Below are 16,820 nucleotides of genomic sequence, written 5' to 3' on the forward strand. Positions count from 1 at the left end.
CGAATTCCGGGAAATATTTAATACATTAAGAAAATAAAGTAGGCAGCTGATTAATCATCGTGTAACCACCCATATAAGCCATCACAATTACAATTAACACGCCAAATACCGTTAACCAGATCGGGTGCTTGTAATCACCGATGATTTTTTTATTGTGTGCAGCTAAAAGCATTACGCCAAGTGAAATCGGCAGGATGAGCCCGTTTAGCGCACCAACAAGAATCAGAATGGTCACTGGCTGACCGATCAAAGCAAAGACGAGTGTTGAAATGGTGATAAAACCGATAATGACCCATTTTTCAACGCGTGCAATGGCAGGGCTGAACGTTTTAATAAAGGAAACAGATGTGTAAGCCGCTCCGACAACAGAACTGACGGCGGCTGACCACATCACGACACCAAAGATTTTATATCCAACGTTTCCCGCCGCCAGCTGAAATACCGATGCAGGCGGGTTGTCAGGGTTAATTTGCAGCCCCTGTGCGACAATCCCAAAGGTCGCAAGGAACAGGAAAATTCGCATGATAGAAGCGATTCCAATTGCCGACACAGAGCTTGTCGTCACCTGACGCAGGTTTTCCTGTCCTTTGATTCCTGCATCAAGAAGACGGTGTCCACCTGCAAAAGTAATATAACCGCCGACCGTTCCTCCTACAAGCGTCACGATCGCCAGAAAATCGACCGTTTCCGGGATAAATGTCCGCGTCACTGCTTCACCGATTGGCGGCTGCGACTGGAACATGACAAAAATCGTTAAGCCGATCATCAGAAATCCAAGTACCTGGGTGAAACGGTCCATCAGTCTGCCCGCTTCTTTCACCAGGAAGATACCGATGGCTACGATACCTGAGAATACTGCTCCGGCCTGAGGCGAGACACCAAACAATACGTTCGTCCCTAACCCGGCACCTCCGATATTACCAATATTAAAGGCAAGTCCCCCGATCACAACGAGGGCTGCGAGAAACACACCGAGCCCCGGCAGTACCTCGTTTGCAATTTCCTGGGCACGTTTGCCCGATACCGTAATGATTCTCCAAATATTCATCTGTGCGCCTATATCAATGATAATGGATACTAAAATAACAAAACCAAAGCTTGCAGCGAGCGTCTGGGTAAACGTCGTGGTCTGAGTAAGGAACCCAGGCCCGATAGCGGATGTTGCCATTAAAAATGCTGCCCCGAGCAAAATACTGCGGGTTGATTCCTGCTTTTTCATCGTGTCTGTCTTCCCTTCATGATGGATTCAAGCTCTTGATGCCTTCAGGTAACAGTGCTGTTGCCCAAAGGCATGAAGGGCTGGTATAAGGTCAGCCAGGCTCACCTGACTGACCCGGATAAGTTTACTTTAATGACTTGATCTCAATTCCTTCATCAGCGAGCGTCCGGTTAATTTTCCGGGCAAAAGTCAGCGCATGTTCCCCGTCTCCGTGAATGCAGACCGTATGCGCTTCAATAGGGACATCATTTCCGGATGCATCCATCACGATGCCTTCTTTCACCATGCGGACAACCTGGGCCACGGCTTTTTCATCCTCGGTAATGAGTGCATTTGGCTGTGTGCGCGGTGTAAGACTGCCATCCGGCTGATAAGTCCTGTCCGCAAACACTTCAGAAGCGGTTTGTAACCCGGCTTCCTTCCCAGCACGGATCAGTTCTCCACCTGATAACCCGAATAAGATCAGCTCCTCGTCCAGATCGCGGACCGCCCTTGCAATGGCACCTGCTAATAACGGATCCTTCGCTGCCATATTGTAAAGGGCACCATGAGGTTTCACGTGCTGCATCTTGCCGCCCTGTGCCTTTACGAAGCCATACAGTGCTGCTACCTGGTATAACGTGAAGTCATAGGCTTCCTGTTCGCTGACGGATAGATTTCTCCGTCCAAACCCGCTGAGATCGGGAAAACCTGGATGCGCGCCAATGGCTACCCCTTTTTCAAGTGCGTGCTCAACGGTTGTTCTCATAACTGACGGATCCCCTGCATGGAATCCGCAAGCAATATTGGCTGAGGATACAGAGGCCAGAATCTCCTCATCATTCCCCATCTGCCAGGCGCCAAAGCTTTCACCCATGTCACAATTTAAATCGATTCTAAGCATGCTCTTATGCCTCCTTCAATTTTTTGTTCATGATCCACTTTAATTCCTGCCATTCCTGCTCGCGTTTTTTAAAGAGCTGCTGTGCTTCTTTCACAGTGACCCATTTAAAACGGACGCTTTCACCCGGCTTTTTCTGAATCAGGGCAGGCAGATCCACAGAGGCCACCTGTCCGATCTTTGGATAGCCGCCAAGTGTCTGACGGTCTGCAAGTAAAATGATCGGCTGTCCATCTGACGGCACCTGAATCGTTCCAAACGAGACTCCTTCTGAGAGAATGTCCTCATCCACCGTCCGTTCCAGAGGCTCTCCTTCCATCCGGAATCCCATCCGGTCAGACTGTTTGGACAGCTTATATACAGAGCTTGTGAATGTCCGTTTGCTCTCTTCTGTAAATTCGTCAAATTGCAGACCCGGCATTACATGTATAAACTCTGGTGAATACACGCTGTCTGTGTAAGCACCCGATACTGACCAGGTAAACGGCGACTCTTTAGCACGCTTAAAAATCGCTTCTGATTCCTTACCCGGATCTCCGATTGGAAGAACATCCTCTTTATCAAGTGCCCTTCCTTTAAAACCGCCGATTCCTGCCCTCAGATAGGTGGACTTACTGCCAAATACGTCAGGAACATCAAATCCGCCAGCAACAGCTAACACCCCTCTGCAGCCGGTTTTGGAAAATCGCATATGAAGGGTACTGCCTTTTTTCACGACGACAGGTCTCCACAGCGGAGCAGGTTCACCATCGATTTCGGCTGAGAAATCTGCTCCGCACAACGCAATCAGATGATCCTCTGTAAATTCCAGCGTAGGACCTGTTAATGTCAGTTCCAGCACCCCTTCACTTTCGTTGTTTCCGACCAGTGTATTGGCAATCCGTAATGTAAATGAATCCATGACACCGGACTGAATCACACCGGATTCCTGATAGCCTGTCCGGCCTTTATCCTGAATGGAGGATAGCAGGCCGGCTTCAATTACTTTTATCATTCCTGCCACTCCTCATATTCTTTTTCTGTAATCGGATAAAATTCAATCTTATCCCCTGCTCTCAAAAGGAAAGAAGGGTTTTTGGTTATATCAAACAGTTTCTCAGGCGTACGGCCAATAATTTGCCAGCCACCAGGTGTTTCAATGGAATAAACGCCTGTCTGTTGTCCCGCAATGCCGACTGATCCTGCCGGAATAGCACTGCGCGGATTCTTTTTTCTCGGTGTGGCGATCGAAGCATCCAAACCGCCTATGTATGGAAATCCAGGGGCAAACCCAAGCATATAAACCGTGTAATCTCCGTTCGTATGACGTTTTACAACCTCATCCGGTGCAAGCTGATGATACTCTGCCACCTCATTTAGATCAGGTCCAAACTCTCCTCCATAACAAACAGGAATCCGCACAATTCGCTTCTCCGGTGGCTCACTATTCTTTGAAGCAGCTACTTTTTCTTTCACATAATCAATCACGACAGCTTCTGCATCCTCTGCATGAAGCAGCTGTTTCAAATCATAATGAACCGTAATCGAAGCATAGGCCGGAACCGCTTCAATTAACCACTCAGGAGCGTCTGATTTAATCTCCTGATACACACACTGAACATCCGAAAGAATCTCAGGGCTCACTTCCTGCTCAAACTCAAGCAAAACCGCCTGATCTCCTAACGGATAGTACGATACCTTCATCCAAACGCCTCCTATTTAAATAGATTCGTTGTTTTGCATTTTATCGCAAAACGAAAAGTGCCGCAAATACGCCCGTGAATAGGGCATCTCTTGATAAGCAATAAATAAACAAAAAGTGCCTGATTTTTTTGCAGACTCATGCCGCAAAAAAACCAGACACAGATTTCAAGTTTCTATCAACATCAAGAGTCACTCTATCAGCGGCACTACATTTTGTACATTTCCATCAAAAGGGCCAGGGACACTTATAGACTCCCCTAGGCAAAGTTAATTTTAACTCAGTATGATTAACTCTATATTTAGGGCCGGACTCATCCGAAGACTCCTGCGGCAGAGAAGCGACAGGTGAAACAGCGTAGTGCGAAGCACTAGCTGGTTCACCGCGCGGCCATAGAAAAGCGGAGACGGGCGCTTAGGGACGTACAAACTGGACCGGCCTCGACGAAGATAAAGGAAACACAGTGAACGCAGTAAGCTGATGTTGACTTATCGAACGAGAGGACGGGAAGTTTGCTAGTCCCTGCGCGTCGGAGCTAGACAATAAAGCGAAGGATGAGTCCGGCCCGGATTCCCAAAGCCAAACACCTATTTCCCTAACAAGCGTATCAACCCTCGAAAGATCCTTGCAATCAAGTAAGCCAAAAAGCCTCCAGCTGTATTCACAATCAGGTCATCCGTGTTAAAGCCTCTCATCCACGCAATGCCTACATATGACAGAACAAGCTGAGACAATTCAATCGTCAGACTCACCGTAAAAATCATAAAAAAGGCTTTCCAAAACGGCTTCATTTGAAATAAAACAGCCAGATAAACCCCAAGCGGCATCAGCATAATAAAGTTGAAGAATGTCAGTCTCGCATTGTTAAAGAAAGACGAGCTGTAGAAGTCCTCATAGGTCTGCCATTCGTCAATAAAGTATAGAGGCTCAAGTTGTATCCGCATCGGCGCATTTTCCTCAGGCGGAAGATGAAAGTAGCCGAGTGTTAAATGAGCAATTGCTACAAGATAAATCAGAAAGCTGATATATAAAAAGCGTTCCCAGGCTGATCTTTTTACTTTTTTATAATCACGCAGAAGAAACATGAGCGCAATAACCGCGGCAACAGCTGCTGCCGGAATGAATAAACGTTCCATTGTCTTTCCTCGCTGTCAGTTTTCTTCTATCCTATTCGATTTCACATGAAAAATAAACAGTTACCTTTTTTCTGACAATACTGAAACTTTTTCCTTTTTTATCCGTCTAATAGATATGACAAGAAAAAAGGAGTGAGTGTGATGATGAAACAAACCAACAGATGGCTGGTCACTTCATTTTATGCAGCTATTATTACTATTTTGCTTATTTTAATCGCTGCATTTGCCTTTAGAGGGGATTTGATGGAGTTTGTGATTGGTTTTTTCCAGGAACAGCCTATTGTAGAAGATGACAGTGCTGCTTTTCACGTACATATGAATGACGATCATTTTTTTAATACATAAAAGCGCTTTTGAGGATGGTCCCCAAAAGCGCATCAAAAATTATTGAGCTGTATACCCTCCGTCGAGTGCGACCGACTGCCCTGTAATCCCTTTGGCTTTATCGCTCGCAAGAAACATCGTATAGTCTGCAATTTCCTGAACATCAAGCAGACGTTTTTGAGGGACAAGTGGATAGATGACCTCCTCGAGTACTTTTTCAAGTGAAACTCCTCTATTTACCGCCAAATCCTCCAGCTGATTACGTACAAGTGGCGTATCCACATATCCAGGACACATCGCATTTACGGTAATGCCATGTGCAGCTCCTTCCAAAGCCGCTACCTTCGTTAAGCCGATCACGCCATGCTTGGCACTGTTGTAGGCAGCCTTACCTGCAAAACCAACAAGGCCATTGATAGAGGACATATTAATAATACGGCCCCAACCCTGCTTTTTCATAATCGGAAATACGTGCTTTGTAGCAACAAATGGGGCTGTCAGCATGATATTTGTCAACAGCTGAAATTTCTCTGTCGGGAAATCCTCTAAAGATGAGACATACTGCATTCCAGCGTTGTTAATCAGTACATCCAGCCGTCCAAAATGAGAGACCGTTTCATCTATCGTCGCTTTTAACTGCTCCTCTTTTGTGACATCACACGTTAAACCGATACTTTCATAACCCTGCTGACTTAATTGTTCTGCCGCACGAACAACTGCTTCTTCATTAATATCTGTGAGGGCAATTTTAGCGCCAGCCTTTGCAAATTCGACGGCAATCTCATAGCCGATTCCACTTGCAGCCCCTGTGATATAAACGACTTTATCCTTCACCATGACAATCCCTCCAAATTGTTAAATCCCAAGTCCAAGTGAAAATAATGCAATCGCAACAGCAAGACCGATTAACGGTACAATTACGGTTACGGCAGCCACTGGTCCGTAAGCATCCTTATGGGTCTCTCCACAGATTCCGCGGATCGTTGTGACCACATATCCATTGTGCGGAAGCGAATCAAGCGCACCTGATGAAATCGCAACCGTTCTGTGAAGCGCTTCCTGATTTACACCTGCATCAATATAGCCTGGCGCAAGCAGTGGCAGGGCAATTGTCTGCCCGCCTGAAGCAGATCCAGTCATTCCTGCAATGACACTGACAGCGATCGCTCCACCTATCAGCGGACTCCCAGGAATACTCGCCATCGCATCAACGGCTACATTAAAGGCTGGAACGGCTTTCGCCACGCCGCCAAAACCAACAACTGCTGCCGTGTTACCAATGGCAATTAATGCACCAATCGTTCCATCTGATAAAGCCTTACTGAAATCGGTAAAGTAGCGGCGATTTAATACGTAAGTCGTAATAACACCGCCTAATAAAGCGATAATCAACGCAGATGTTCCAAGGTCGTGGTGGAAGATAAAGCTGATCACAAGGACTACAAACAATGGGATCTGACCCATCCACGGGTTCGGCAAATCGCGCTCAAGTGAAGTCGGATCATTTTCACGTGCTTCAAACCGCTCTCCTTTACCAACCGCTTTATTGATCATCCGCTTCAGCCACCAATATCCTAAGATCATCATCAGAACAGCGACTAAAATACTGACCTCCCAGCCAGCATAAGGTGTTGTATCCAGGTAATCCATCGGAATCCAGTTTTGAATCTCAGGTGATCCTGCTGACGTCATCGTGAACGTTACTGATCCGAATGCCAATGCCGCCGGAATAAAACGGCGTGGCAGATCAGCCTGTTTAAATAAACTTAGAGCCATTGGATAAACGGAGAATGCTACAACAAACAAACTGACTCCGCCGTACGTTAACACAGCACAGGCGATGACAATCGCAAGGACCGCATACTTTAATCCAAATGCATTAACAAGCGCTTTCGATACACTGTCTGCAGCACCGCTGTCCTCCATTACCTTTCCAAAAATCGCTCCTAACAGGAACATCGGAAACCAGGACATAATAAAGCTCGTAAATCCACCCATATAGCTCGTTAAAAAGTTAACCCCGCCTTCTTCCACCAGCTGCGGAAATAATGGCAGTCCGCTCATCAGTGCGACAAACAGCGCACATAACGGCGCGGCCACTAACAGGTTCATCCCCTTCATAGTGAAATAGATCAGTAATCCCAATCCCACAATCAATCCAATCATACTAAGCATGTTCGTTCCCCCTTGTCCGGTTCAATCAATAAGCATTCTCTTTAAAATCAGCATGCAGCTTTAAAGGAGCTTCAGTTGAGGCCTTCACTTCTTCAGCTGACCATCCCTCAGCTGTTTCAATCAGTACCAGCCCCTCAAATGTTACATCCATGACCGCACGTTCCGTAATAATCCGGTTCACAACACTCTTTCCTGTGAGCGGCAAAGTGCATTCCTTTAATATCTTGGATTCGCCTGCTTTATTCACATGCTCCATAATAACAACCGTCTTCCGTGCACCGTGAACGAGGTCCATGGCACCACCCATCCCTTTGATCATTTTCCCCGGGATCATCCAATTTGCCAGATCCCCATTTTCAGCAACTTCCATTCCACCCAAAATCGCGATATCAATATGTCCGCCGCGGATCATGGCAAAAGACTCTGCACTGTCAAAATAAGAGGCTCCTTTAATCGCTGTTACCGTTTCTTTCCCTGCATTAATCAGATCCGGATCAAGCTCATCCTCTGTCGGGTAGGCACCGATGCCAAGAAGTCCATTTTCTGATTGCAGCACAACTTGTTTGTTGTCTGAAATATAATTCGCAATTAATGTCGGCATACCGATGCCCAGATTGACGTAAAATCCGTCCTGTATTTCCTGATCCGCTCTGCGGGCAATTTTCTCACGCACCGCTTTTTTATCTAATTCTACAGCCATGTATGGTTCCTCCTATCCCTGACGTGTGGTTATACGCTCAATTCGTTTTTCCTGATCTCCCTGAATCAGCCCCTGCACATAAATACCGGGCGAATGAATGCGATCCGGATCGATCTGCCCTGTCTCCACAAGCTCTTCCACTTCAGCAATTGTGACCTTCCCGGCCGCTGCAATCATCGGATTAAAGTTACGTGCAGTTTTGTTATAGACCAGGTTCCCCGCATGATCCGCTTTTGCTGCTCTGACAAAACTGAAGTCAGCTGTCAACGCTTCTTCGAGTACATATTCCTTACCGTTGAAGCTCCTGATCTCTTTACCTTCTGCTACAGGCGTTCCTACACCAGCAGGAGTGAAAAAGGCTGGAATACCCGCTCCGCCTGCACGGATTTTTTCAGCGAGAGTACCCTGAGGTGTCAGCTCAACCTCTAATTCTCCTGAAAGCACCTGACGCTCAAACTCTTTGTTTTCACCAACATAGGATCCAATCATTTTTTTAATCTGCTTGTTTTTCAACAAAAGACCGAGACCCCAGTCATCCACACCACAGTTGTTGGAGATCACTGTTAAGTCCTTCACGCCGGATCTCTGCAGTGCCAGAATCAGATTTTCCGGAATACCCACGAGTCCGAACCCTCCAACCATAATGGTTGCACCGTCTTTCACTTCTTTTACAGCTTCATCAAAATCATGATAAATCGGTTTCATATGATCCGCCCCTTTTGCAAACGCTTTCTTTTTGATGTAAACAAAAAGCCACATGAATTGTGGCAAAATTATGACGTTTTTACGTTTTTCAGTGTACCTTGTCTTTTTCAATAGGTAAAATGAATAATAATTATAATACTCATAGATAAAAGTTATAGGAGGATCATATGGATATCCGTCAGCTACAATATTTCAGTGAAGTCGCAAAGCAGCGCAGCTTTACTAAAGCAGCCAGACAGCTTCACGTCACACAGCCTACACTGAGTAAAATGGTCAAAAATTTAGAGGATGAACTTGAAGTAACATTGATAGACCGTACAGCCAGAAACATTTCACTGACAGATGCCGGTGAGATTGTTTTTGAACAGGCACAAAAAGTGATCAACAGCATTGAGGACCTTTCTGTTTCTTTGTATGACACGATGAATGTAAAAAAAGGAAAAATCACAATCGGTCTTCCTCCTGTGATCAGCACCCTGTTCTTTCCAAGGATCATTGCTGAATGCCAGAAACGATTCCCGGAGGTGACGATTTCACTTATAGAAGTAGGTGCTCAAAAAGTGGAACAGAAAGTACTAGAAGGTGAAGTAGATTTCGGCTTTGTACTGCTGCCTGTTGATGAGGAAAGATTTGATGTCATTGAATTTGTTCACCAGGAAATTAAACTGCTTGTTCATAAGTCCCATCCCCTTGCAGATCGCGAGCAGATTGACCTGATTGAATTGAAAGAGGATGCTTTTCTGTTGTTAAGCAAGGAATTTACGCTGAATAGCCGTACGATTGAAGTTTGCATTAACGCAGGTTTCACACCAAAAATCGCATACGAAAGTTCACAATGGGATTTTATCGTGGGAATGGTTTCAAAAAATCTCGGTGTGACCCTTATGCCTGAACAAATCGGCCGCCGCGTTACAGACCCTGACGTCAGAATGGTTCATCTTTCAAAACCATTCCCCTGGGTGCTCGGCATGATCCTCGCAAAAAACCGTTATGTCACTTATGCAGGAAAGGAATTTATTAAGACAGTGAAGGAATTGCATGAGGGCTGGTGAGTACATTCTAATCATGATAAATAGTTATGATGGACTAGTGTGCATTCTCTTCATTCTATACAAACATAATATTTCTATAATTTTTCAGGCGAGTGGAGTTGAAGGCGGTGACTCCTGTGGCAGAGAAGGGCTGGTAAAACTTATTAAGGTACGAAGCGGCTTAGAGTTCCACCGCCCGGCCGCGGAAAGCGTCCGCCTGGCGCGGAACTCACCGTTTCTTTTTTATTTTCAAATCACAAATTGTAATATTAGACGCGATGTAAATATTCACAAAATTTAAACTAGTCCATTCGGTGTGTTTTGTGCAACTTTTGTGCAAACGCTTTCACTAATGTTGATTAAACCTTATAATGCTTGTGATACCAATTTTAAGGAGGTCAAAATCATTGAAAAGTAAAAAGTTTTTAGCAGGCTGGTTAGCGATCATAATGGTGCTTTCTTTATTACCGATTGTGCAACCGTTTGCTCCAACAGCTAAAGCAGAGGGGACTACATATTCTACGCTAATCGTGCATTACCAACAGGACCCTGCTTCAACTCTCGACTGGAATATTTGGGCATGGCCGGAGGGTGGCGATGGCGCTGCCTATGAGTTTACCGGTGAGGATGAATTCGGTAAAATTGCCACAATTGACTTCGAAGGTTCTCATGAACGCATTGGATTTATCGTCCGTACAGATGCATGGGAAAAAGATGGTGGTGACCGCTGGGCTGAAGTTGAAGCCGGCGTTGCTGAAGTCTGGATTAAGGCTGGGGACGATACGGTTTATACAGAGCCACCCGATGGTGAATACCGTGAATTTCCTGAATTTAATGAAGTAGATGTTACCCTGCACTATTACCGTTTTGATGGAAACTATGAAGGCTGGAACCTGTGGGCATGGCCAAATGGTGCTGACGGTCAGGAAATCGAATTTACAGAGGAAGATGATTTCGGTAAAGTAGCGAATTTCACCGTATCAAGCGATGAGTTATTTGACCGTGTTGGATTTATTGTAAAAAAACGTGAAGGTGATAATGCCTGGGCTGACCAGGAATTCGGTGACCGCTTCATCAGACAGATTAATGAAGATGGTACGGCTGAAATCTGGATTGTGCAAAGCGATCAGGGGATTTATTACGATACGAAATATATCGATTCAACGCCACGGATTATCAGCGCAGCGATTGACGGCGTAAACGAGATTACGTTAACGACTAATCTGCCAATCGATACGGCTTCTGAAGATCCGGGTATCCGTTTAACAGGCGGACTTGAAATCGCAGAAATCCGTCCATTTGAAGGCGAAGAGCCTGTTACAAATAAAGTAACGATCGAAACGACTGAAGAAATTGACTTAACTAAAACTTATACAATCGAAACGGATTTCTTTGGTGAAGCAACGGTTCAGGTCGGTAAAGTGATTCGAACAGAAGCCTTTGATGAGATGTACTTTTACGAAGGTGACGATTTAGGAAATACGTATTCACCGGAAAAAACAGATTTCCGCCTTTGGGCTCCGACTGCCGGTGAAGCAAAGCTTGTTCTATATGATTCATGGGACGCAACTTCAGGTGAAGAAATAACAATGGAAGCATCTGAAAAAGGTACATGGACTGCAAGTGTTGAAGGCGACCTTCACAATCAGTTATACACATACAAAGTAAAAATTGGGGATGAGTGGCGGGAAGCCGTTGACCCTTACGTACGCTCCACTTCTGTTAATGGAGACAAGGGTGCTGTGATTGATTTAGATCGTACAAACCCTGAAGGCTGGTCAGATGAGCGCTTTGAAGCCTCTGACAATCCTGAGGATGCGATTATTTATGAGCTGCACGTCCGAGACCTTTCTATTCAACCTGAAAGCGGCATTGAAAACAAAGGTAAGTATCTTGGCGTAGCAGAAAAAGGTACAACAGGCCCTGAAGGTGAATCAACAGGCCTTGACCATATTCTTGACCTTGGCGTATCACACGTTCAGTTTCTGCCGATTTATGATTACCGTACAGTAGATGAATCAAAGCTTGATACACCACAGTTTAACTGGGGCTATGATCCAAAGAACTACAACACGCCTGAAGGATCTTACTCAACGGATCCTTATAACCCGGAAGTTCGCGTGAAGGAACTGAAAGAAATGATCCAGACGCTTCATGAAGAGGATCTTGGTGTGATCATGGACGTTGTCTACAACCATATGTACGCTGTAAACGAATCAAACTTTAATCAGCTTGTACCGGGCTACTATTTCCGTTACAACGAGGATGGTTCACTGGCTAACGGAACAGGTGTTGGAAACGATACGGCTTCTGAGCGTAAAATGATGCAGAAGTTTATCGTGGACTCTGTTTCTTACTGGGCTGATGAATATCAGATGGATGGATTCCGATTTGACCTGATGGGTATTCATGATACTGAGACTATGAATCAGGTGCGCGCTGCCCTTGATAACATTGATCCATCTATTATTGTGCTTGGTGAAGGTTGGGACCTGAATACGCCACTTGATCCTGAGCTGAAAGCAAACCAGAAAAATGCTGAAGATATGGAGCGCGTTGCCCACTTTAACGACACTCTTCGCGATGGTGCAAAAGGAAGCGTCTGGGAGGATGCTGATCCAGGATTTATTAATGGTAAACAGGACATGGAAGACATTATGCGCCAGAGTGTGGCAGGCGGACTTGCTTATGACGACAGCTTCGCAACCTACCGCGATCCGGATCAGGTTGTTCAGTATGTTGAAGCACACGATAACCTGACACTTTGGGATAAACTCGAAAAAACAAACCCTGATGCAACCGAAGAAGAAATGAAATCAATGCACAAGCTTGGTTCATCAATCGTCCTGACTTCTCAGGGAATCTCCTTTATCCATGCCGGACAGGAGTTCATGAGAACAAAAGGCGGCGACCATAACAGCTATCAGTCTCCTGATTCTGTGAACCAGCTTGACTGGGAGCGCCGCGCAGCATTTGATGACGAAGTCGATTACATGACGGGGCTCATTAAGCTTCGCAACAAATATGAAGCCTTCCGTTTAACAGATGCAGAAGCAATTGAAGAGCGCCTGACATTTGCCGAATCACCAGAAAACACAGTTGCCTATACACTCCAGGAAAAGAAAAACCGTCACCTGTTTGTTGTGCATAATGCAAACAAAGACGCAGTAACCGTTGACCTTCCAGGTAAAGGTATCTGGAAAGTACTTGTGAACAGTGAAAAAGCCGGTACAAAGGTTCTTTCAGTGAAGAACGGCGATAAAATTCAGGTAGAAGGCTTGAGCAGTATGGTGTTATTGAAGGATGGAAAACTGAAGTAATGTTTTGATGCCGGAATGACTTGTTCATTCCGGTATTTTTGTGGAGAATGGCGAGCCGGTGGAGTAGGCCTTAATACCTTATTCGATGAACCAGCCTTATCATTTTGAGAACCTGCCTAAAAATCCTTTGAACACCCTTCAATATCACATGAAACTCCCTCAAAATCCTGCGAACAAACAGCAAAATCCTATGAACCTCCCCTGCTAAACAGCCTTACAATCTTTGACTTCCCCCTCACTCCATTTATAATAATGGAAAGGGATGGAATCTGATCATGAGAGGGCGTGTAAGAATGGAAATGGTAAAAGGAAATCGTGTTGCACTGATTGGAACAGGCTTTGTTGGATCGAGCTATGCATTCGGATTGCTCAATCAGGGTGTGGCCGATGAGCTTGTCATGATTGACCTGAATGAGGAAAAGGCAAAAGGTGATGTACTCGATTTAAATCATGGGAAAGTATTTGCAGCTAATCCTCTGAATATTAAATTTGGTACATATGAGGATTGTAAAAACGTTGATATCGTTGTGATTTGTGCCGGTGCTAACCAGAAGCCTGGTGAAACGAGACTGCAGCTCGTGGAAAAAAACCTGAAGATTTTCCATTCTATCGTTACTCAGGTCGTTGAAAGCGGTTTTGACGGGATTTTTCTTGTTGCAACGAATCCTGTTGATGTCCTCACTTACGCTGTGTGGAAGTACAGCGGATTTCCAAAAGAACGCGTCATCGGCTCCGGTACGATTTTGGATACAGCACGATTCCGCTACCTGCTCGGTGAATATTTTGAAGTCGCACCGCAAAATGTCCACGGCTATATTATCGGCGAACACGGCGACAGCGAGCTGCCGGTCTATAGCTCAGTTGATATCGGCGGCGTATCCGTAATGGATATGATCAAAAAGAATCCAAAATTCAAACAGGATGATCTTGATGAATTGTTCATCAACGTCCGTGATGCCGCTTATCAGATCATCAATAGCAAGGGTGCTACCTACTATGGTATTGCGATGGGACTTGTTCGCATTACAAAAGCCATTCTGCACAATGAAAACAGCATCCTGACCGTATCGACATTGCTTGAAGGTGAGTATGATGAGAAGGATGTTTATATCGGGGTTCCTGCTGTGATTAATCGCAGAGGCGTACGTGAAGTTACCGAGCTGAATCTGAATGAAACCGAAAAAGAGCAGTTTCATAAAAGCGCTGATGTGCTGAGGAATATTTTGAAGCCGCATTTTTAGGTAATTTAGACAGGTGAAAGAGTCAATTTTGGCTTTTTCGCCTGTTTTTGTTTTGGTAGTTTGCCGCAGCAGCCTGAGTTTTTTTCGACAGAGCAGATAGCAGGATTTTCTCACAATCCGGCGAAACTGAGCTGAAACCTTGCGAAAGGCTCACAACATCCTGCGAAGCATCCTGCATATTTTACGAACCTTACCCCAAATCTTATGAACCACTCGCAATATTCTGCGAACCCTCTCCCCCCTGTTTGCCGCGGAACCGGAATCGTTACAACCGCACTCTGCTCCGCGTCATCCTTATTGAACTTCCATCCGGATCACGAGGTGAGTATATCGTCACAACCCTGCGAAACACAGCTGACATTTTACGAACGAAGGCGAATATCCTTTGAAACAACCCGCATATGTTGCGTACCTTCAGCCAAATCTTACGAACCACCCGTATAATTTTGCGAACCTCCCTCACACCACCATAAAAAAACGACCGCAGCCCTGCTACGGTCGTTTTCACCATATTTACACCTGCTCATACTGCACGCGATGAAGGTTTGCAAATATACCATCCTTCTCAAGCAGTTCGGCATGCGTGCCATCCTCTGCAATGCCATCCTCTGTTACAACTACGACCCTGTCTGCTTTACGAATCGTAGCAAGACGGTGGGCAATGACAAGGGTTGTCCTTCCTTTTGCAAGCTCCTCAATCGCTTCCTGAATAATGGATTCCGTTTCCGTATCCAGTGCGGAAGTCGCTTCATCGAGAATCAGAATACGCGGGTTTTTAAGGAACATCCGCGCGAGTGCAATACGCTGCTTTTGCCCGCCCGAGAGCTTCAGACCCCTCTCCCCTATCTGCGTATGATAGCCAAGCGGCAGCGAGTCGATGACGGATTCAAGGTTTGCTCGTCTTGCGGCTTCTGCGATTTCTTCATCTGTCGCATCGAGCTTTCCATACGCAATATTTTCACGCAAAGTACCAGTGAACAGAAAGACATCCTGCTGTACAATCCCAATTTGTTTACGAAGGGATTCAGTCGTCATGTCACGGATGTCGGTTCCGTCAATCCGGATCGACCCCTTTTCCACATCGTAAAAGCGTGGAATGAGTGAACAGATCGTTGTTTTCCCTGCTCCTGAAGGTCCGACAAAAGCGACCGTTTCTCCGCTGCGTAAAGAAAGTGAGATATCATTTAAAACAGGCTTTTTCTCATCATAACTGAATGATACATGGTCAAATTCAATGTCCCCATCTAAATGGCTGACCGCTTTCGCATCAGGACGATCCTTGATCACCGGCGCCTGATCCAGTAAACTTGTAAAACGCTTAAAGCCGGCCATTCCTTTCGGATACATTTCAAGCAGTGCACTGATTTTATCAATCGGCTTGAACAGCACATTCACATAAAGCACAAATCCGACAAGCTCACCGTAAGACAGCTCACCTGTGTAGCTGAGCCACGCGCCGTACACAAGCACAATCAGTACGATCAGCCTTGTCATTATATAAATCCCTGACAGACTGAACGACATTACCTTGTAAGCACCTATTTTAGACTGACGATACGTTTTGTTATCAGTCGTGAATCGCTTGATTTCATGCTTTTCGTTTGTAAATGATTGAACAACACGCGCGCCGGATACGCTGTCCTCCACGCGTGCATTGACCTCTGCAATGTTACTGTACATGGATTTCCACGCCTTATTCATCCGTACATTACAATATGTAATCAGCCAGATTAGAAACGGCACAACAATGATCGCAACGAGTGCCAGCTTAACGTTGATCGTCAGCATAATCCAGAACGCGCCGATAAAGGTCATAATCGCAATAAATAAATCCTCAGGCCCGTGGTGAGCCATCTCCCCGATATCAAAAAGATCGTTTGTGATACGGCTCATGATATGTCCCGTTTTGGTATTATCAAAAAACGAGAATGACTGTCGCTGAACGTGTTCAAACAGCTCCTGCCGCATATCCGTTTCAATATTAATGCCAAGTTTATGGCCCCAGTAGTTTACAACGTACTGAAGAGAGGTACTTGTGAGATAGAGAAACAAGAGTAAAAAGCTGACCCAGGTAATTGCCTGCCAGTTTCCTTCCGGCAGCAGGTCATCGATAAACCAGGCTACTGCAAGCGGAAAGCCCAGCTCTAAAATACCAACTAACACCGCACAGCTGAAATCCACAGCGAACAGCTTACGATGGGGTTTGTAATAAGAGAAAAATCGCCGAAGCATAACGGGATGCCTCCTTTTTTAAAGAATCATGTTGCACTACTCATCTATTTTACAGCAAGTTTTATGAACAACCACTACTTTTTTCGCGTGACGAAACATCAACAAATAATTGTCAGAATGTTCAATACCTTTTATAATCAATCTATTCAAGATGCACAACACTCAGGAGGAATGCC

14 protein-coding genes are annotated in these 16,820 nt (G+C 45.4%); 4 read left to right on the forward strand and 10 right to left on the reverse strand.

Annotated features, from left to right (window positions below; translation table 11 throughout):
• Positions 1-25: 25 nt before the first annotated feature.
• From E2491_RS05975 to E2491_RS05995, 5 genes are all read right to left on the reverse strand, one after another.
• A complete protein-coding gene (locus tag E2491_RS05975; RefSeq protein ID WP_134373944.1) occupies positions 26-1,219 on the reverse strand; it encodes an NRAMP family divalent metal transporter in 1,194 nt (397 codons plus the stop codon).
• 124 nt (positions 1,220-1,343) lie between these two features.
• Complete coding sequence (locus E2491_RS05980) at positions 1,344-2,102, reverse strand: LamB/YcsF family protein (RefSeq protein ID WP_134373946.1); 759 nt, start codon at positions 2,100-2,102, stop codon at positions 1,344-1,346.
• 4 nt (positions 2,103-2,106) lie between these two features.
• Positions 2,107-3,093, reverse strand: coding sequence for a 5-oxoprolinase subunit C family protein (locus E2491_RS05985; RefSeq protein ID WP_134373948.1), 987 nt, complete (start codon positions 3,091-3,093; stop codon positions 2,107-2,109).
• On the reverse strand, positions 3,090-3,782 hold the full coding sequence (gene pxpB / locus E2491_RS05990) for a 5-oxoprolinase subunit PxpB (RefSeq protein WP_134373950.1): 693 nt from the start codon (positions 3,780-3,782) through the stop codon (positions 3,090-3,092). Before pxpB ends, E2491_RS05985 begins: the two co-directional genes overlap by 4 nt.
• A 585-nt stretch (positions 3,783-4,367) precedes the next feature.
• A complete protein-coding gene (locus E2491_RS05995) occupies positions 4,368-4,916 on the reverse strand; it encodes a VanZ family protein (RefSeq protein ID WP_244093897.1) in 549 nt (182 codons plus the stop codon).
• 141 nt (positions 4,917-5,057) lie between these two features.
• On the opposite strand from E2491_RS05995, the gene E2491_RS06000 reads away from it, so the two are divergent.
• Positions 5,058-5,261 (forward strand): hypothetical protein, encoded by a 204-nt coding sequence (locus E2491_RS06000; RefSeq protein ID WP_134373952.1) that lies wholly within the window; start codon positions 5,058-5,060, stop codon positions 5,259-5,261.
• 39 nt (positions 5,262-5,300) lie between these two features.
• Here E2491_RS06000 and E2491_RS06005 read toward each other — a convergent pair whose 3' ends face one another.
• Genes E2491_RS06005 through E2491_RS06020 form a run of 4 tightly spaced genes read right to left on the reverse strand, consistent with a single transcriptional unit; the run spans position 5,301 to position 8,820 of the window.
• Positions 5,301-6,077, reverse strand: a complete 777-nt coding sequence (locus E2491_RS06005) for a 3-hydroxybutyrate dehydrogenase (RefSeq protein WP_134373954.1) — start codon at positions 6,075-6,077, stop codon at positions 5,301-5,303.
• Between the two features lie 18 nt (positions 6,078-6,095).
• Entirely contained in the window at positions 6,096-7,415 is a 1,320-nt protein-coding gene (locus E2491_RS06010) for a GntP family permease (protein WP_134373956.1), read from the reverse strand.
• Between the two features lie 25 nt (positions 7,416-7,440).
• Positions 7,441-8,115 (reverse strand): CoA transferase subunit B, encoded by a 675-nt coding sequence (locus E2491_RS06015; protein WP_134373958.1) that lies wholly within the window; start codon positions 8,113-8,115, stop codon positions 7,441-7,443.
• Between the two features lie 12 nt (positions 8,116-8,127).
• Positions 8,128-8,820 carry a CoA transferase subunit A gene (locus tag E2491_RS06020; RefSeq protein WP_134373960.1) on the reverse strand — a complete coding sequence of 231 codons (693 nt, stop codon included), beginning with the start codon at positions 8,818-8,820 and terminating at the stop codon, positions 8,128-8,130.
• Positions 8,821-8,987: 167 nt separating this feature from the next.
• Here E2491_RS06020 and E2491_RS06025 point away from each other — a divergent pair, with 167 nt between their 5' ends.
• The 3 genes from E2491_RS06025 to E2491_RS06035 all read left to right on the forward strand — a co-directional run bounded on the left by E2491_RS06025 (position 8,988) and on the right by E2491_RS06035 (position 14,412).
• On the forward strand, positions 8,988-9,872 hold the full coding sequence (locus E2491_RS06025) for a LysR family transcriptional regulator (RefSeq protein ID WP_134373962.1): 885 nt from the start codon (positions 8,988-8,990) through the stop codon (positions 9,870-9,872).
• Between the two features lie 428 nt (positions 9,873-10,300).
• Complete coding sequence (gene pulA, locus E2491_RS06030) at positions 10,301-13,171, forward strand: type I pullulanase (protein ID WP_134374357.1); 2,871 nt, start codon at positions 10,301-10,303, stop codon at positions 13,169-13,171.
• 293 nt (positions 13,172-13,464) lie between these two features.
• Positions 13,465-14,412 carry an L-lactate dehydrogenase gene (locus E2491_RS06035; protein WP_371414460.1) on the forward strand — a complete coding sequence of 316 codons (948 nt, stop codon included), beginning with the start codon at positions 13,465-13,467 and terminating at the stop codon, positions 14,410-14,412.
• Between the two features lie 513 nt (positions 14,413-14,925).
• Here E2491_RS06035 and E2491_RS06040 read toward each other — a convergent pair.
• Positions 14,926-16,644: an ABC transporter ATP-binding protein gene (locus E2491_RS06040; protein WP_134373964.1), complete on the reverse strand. Its 1,719-nt coding sequence runs from the start codon at positions 16,642-16,644 to the stop codon at positions 14,926-14,928.
• Positions 16,645-16,820: the final 176 nt, after the last annotated feature.

Source organism: Jeotgalibacillus sp. R-1-5s-1 (assembly GCF_004405105.1).
GTDB lineage: Bacteria > Bacillota > Bacilli > Bacillales > Jeotgalibacillaceae > Jeotgalibacillus.

Bases quoted from the DNA above. Each gene is read 5' to 3' on its own strand.
- E2491_RS05975 (WP_134373944.1), bottom strand. From the start codon at position 1,219: ATGAAAAAGCAGGAATCAACCCGCAGTATTTTGCTCGGGGCAGCATTT.
- E2491_RS06010 (WP_134373956.1), bottom strand. From the start codon at position 7,415: ATGCTTAGTATGATTGGATTGATTGTGGGATTGGGATTACTGATCTAT.
- E2491_RS05985 (WP_134373948.1), bottom strand. From the start codon at position 3,093: ATGATAAAAGTAATTGAAGCCGGCCTGCTATCCTCCATTCAGGATAAA.
- E2491_RS06000 (WP_134373952.1), top strand. From the start codon at position 5,058: ATGATGAAACAAACCAACAGATGGCTGGTCACTTCATTTTATGCAGCT.
- pxpB (WP_134373950.1), bottom strand. From the start codon at position 3,782: ATGAAGGTATCGTACTATCCGTTAGGAGATCAGGCGGTTTTGCTTGAG.
- E2491_RS06020 (WP_134373960.1), bottom strand. From the start codon at position 8,820: ATGAAACCGATTTATCATGATTTTGATGAAGCTGTAAAAGAAGTGAAA.
- E2491_RS05995 (WP_244093897.1), bottom strand. From the start codon at position 4,916: ATGGAACGTTTATTCATTCCGGCAGCAGCTGTTGCCGCGGTTATTGCG.
- pulA (WP_134374357.1), top strand. From the start codon at position 10,301: ATGGTGCTTTCTTTATTACCGATTGTGCAACCGTTTGCTCCAACAGCT.
- E2491_RS06025 (WP_134373962.1), top strand. From the start codon at position 8,988: ATGGATATCCGTCAGCTACAATATTTCAGTGAAGTCGCAAAGCAGCGC.
- E2491_RS06015 (WP_134373958.1), bottom strand. From the start codon at position 8,115: ATGGCTGTAGAATTAGATAAAAAAGCGGTGCGTGAGAAAATTGCCCGC.
- E2491_RS06040 (WP_134373964.1), bottom strand. From the start codon at position 16,644: ATGCTTCGGCGATTTTTCTCTTATTACAAACCCCATCGTAAGCTGTTC.
- E2491_RS06005 (WP_134373954.1), bottom strand. From the start codon at position 6,077: ATGGTGAAGGATAAAGTCGTTTATATCACAGGGGCTGCAAGTGGAATC.
- E2491_RS06035 (WP_371414460.1), top strand. From the start codon at position 13,465: ATGGAAATGGTAAAAGGAAATCGTGTTGCACTGATTGGAACAGGCTTT.
- E2491_RS05980 (WP_134373946.1), bottom strand. From the start codon at position 2,102: ATGCTTAGAATCGATTTAAATTGTGACATGGGTGAAAGCTTTGGCGCC.